Consider the following 1,874-nt stretch of genomic DNA (forward strand, 5'->3'; position numbering starts at 1 on the left):
ATGCGGGTGGTTCTGATTATACGGTTTTCAATTTAGGTTATTAGGGCAGCTTGGGAATTGATAGGTAAAACCTTCTTTTCAGTTGGAGTTGTGAGTGATACTGTGTTTGTATACAGATCAGCATAAAAGTAGCAACATATTTTAATGATTTTTTTCTTCCGTTTATTTTAATATCAAGCATTATTTGAGATAATTTTGATGTAACTCACTAATTTAAATGTGCCTGTGTCGTTTTGGTTGATTGTTGTTCTATGTGTGATTTACTTAAGATTTGTACAATAATCTTAAGTAAAGAGAAGAACATGAATCTGAAGAACAAAAGATATACAGTTCGTTTTTATAAATCCAGATGTGGAGTTGATGAAGAAGTCGATACCTTATGGAGGATACTATCGGAACTCGCACAACAAAATGAACCTTTACAAGTAATGCCAGCAGGAGATACAGCCTATCAAATTAGGGGTCTTACGGTTGATATAGATATGAAATCTATAACAGGATATTTGGTAAGGTTCCGTTTAGACAGGCCTGCGGTTGGCAGCAAGTCCAGCCTTGAGGAAGAATATCTTGAACTGGATGAAGGAAAAGAATTTATTGAAAAAAATCATTTTGTGCTTTTCAAAGAGAGAGAAGGTGTAGAAGTATTAGGTTACCAATGCAGCCGGGAAGGAGGCGTAATCTCAGTATTATCTAAATATCTCACTGAATTTACCGAAGAAAAACAAACAATTAGATTTGATGATATTTTGACTAAAGAATCGCTGGATGTCATTTTCAAAAAAGGATTGATAAAAAGTGTTGAATTCTCAGTGGCTAGACCCATAGGAAAAGAGTATCAACCCGATCCAGAAGATGCCTGGACTCAAGACTCCTTTGACATGTTAACGGATGTTGGCGGAACAAAATTTACTGGAAAAATAGCGATTGCATCCAAGCAGCAAGGACTTCTGGAAAAAACTAAGGGTTATATTCGTAATTTATTAAATTCAGAATATACAAAAAAATTAAAAGTCAAAATTTCTGGAGTAAAAGAACCGATAGACCTATTTGCAGAACGCATTTATGACAAAATTGATGTGCCAGTTAGAGAAGGTGGTGAAATTTACTCAACTGACATATATCAAGGTATTAAAGGTGTTAAGGACCAGAAACAGCATCATTTTGATGCTAATTTTAAAGTGTGATAACTGACGAGTAAGAAGGGGGATACGATGAGATATTATATAAAAATATGCATATTTATCACATTATTCCTCACTATTGCTACATGGTATAAAGGTTGGTTTATAGGTCTTGATGATACAGCTATCCGTTCAGCAGCAACCGTCGCTGCGCAAGTGTCTGCAACACTGTTGGGGTTTCTAATTACCGGGTTATCGATTCTTGCATCTGTATCTGGTAATAATCTATTGAGAAAAATGCAAATATCGGGGCATTATCGTGTCCTATTAAAAAAAATATTTACAGTGTCGATGTGGTATGCATTTTCTCTTGCTATTGGTTGTTGGACTGTAATATCACCGAAACAATTTTTGTATATTAGTGCTTATATTTGTTTGTGGGTGTTCTTATCATCAGTGTTTATGCTGGGTGACATAGGATGGAGGTTTTGGTTAGTTTTAAAGAATATATAGTTCCTATTTCTATTTATTCCATGTAATCCCATGCATTTTAGCATTACATTTTTTCAAATGTTCATTCAAGACCTCGCCTTAGCGAGGTTTCCTATATCCTATATTTACCACCGCAATCACTCTCATCACATCCGTATACATGCATTGCGGCTGGCATCCTAACTATTTGAAACCTATCCGATATGGGAATCCCCATAACGGTACTTCCTATTAACTCAATTCACAGGGGCGACTCTCTCA

General features: G+C 35.6%; 2 protein-coding genes. Both read left to right on the forward strand.

Going from position 1 to position 1,874, the window contains the following annotated elements; genetic code table 11:
- Nucleotides 1-302 precede the first annotated feature (302 nt).
- Nucleotides 303-1,184 carry a DUF6731 family protein gene (locus FE394_RS18110; RefSeq protein ID WP_319927733.1) on the forward strand — a complete coding sequence of 294 codons (882 nt, stop codon included), beginning with the start codon at nt 303-305 and terminating at the stop codon, nt 1,182-1,184.
- Nucleotides 1,185-1,211: 27 nt separating this feature from the next.
- Nucleotides 1,212-1,634 (forward strand): hypothetical protein, encoded by a 423-nt coding sequence (locus FE394_RS18115; RefSeq protein ID WP_319927734.1) that lies wholly within the window; start codon nt 1,212-1,214, stop codon nt 1,632-1,634.
- The last annotated feature ends 240 nt before the right edge of the window (nt 1,635-1,874 follow it).

This window comes from Xenorhabdus littoralis (assembly GCF_033949345.1).
Classification (GTDB): Bacteria; Pseudomonadota; Gammaproteobacteria; order Enterobacterales; family Enterobacteriaceae; genus Xenorhabdus; species Xenorhabdus littoralis.